We start from the raw sequence: 455 nt of genomic DNA on the forward strand, positions 1-455 counted from the left end.
GCGGCCCGAGCGCACCGCCGCGCAGGTCCGCCGGATCCTGGTGGCCACCCATGGCTGGTCCCCGACCGAGCGCACGCTGCAGCGTTTCTTCACCCGCACCGGCATCGGGACCCGCCAGCTCGCCGCGGCGGCCACCGGCCGGGAGGTGTTCTCCCCGTTCCAGGCAGCAGCACCTAATGATCTGTGGACGGGAGACGCCCTGCACGCAGTCAAGATCGCCGGGCGGAAGACCTACCTGTTCGCGTTCCTCGACGACTACTCCCGCGCGGTCGTCGGCTACCGGTTCGGCTACGCGGAGGACACCGTCCGGCTCGCCGCGGCGCTACGCCCCGCGCTCGCCGCCCGCGGCATCCCCTCCAAGATCTACGTCGACAACGGCTCGGCGTTCTCCGACGCCTGGCTGCTGCGCGCCTGCGCGAAGCTCGGGATCCGGCTGGCGCACTCCACCCCGCACC

1 protein-coding gene is annotated in these 455 nt (G+C 72.5%); it reads left to right on the top strand.

What is annotated here, in order from left to right; translation table 11 throughout:
* Nucleotides 1-455: DDE-type integrase/transposase/recombinase (locus tag AC5LUJ_RS23915; RefSeq protein WP_493465838.1), on the top strand; the 455-nt coding region annotated here is incomplete at both ends.

This window comes from Protofrankia sp. CiP1_Cm_nod3, from assembly GCF_982290655.1.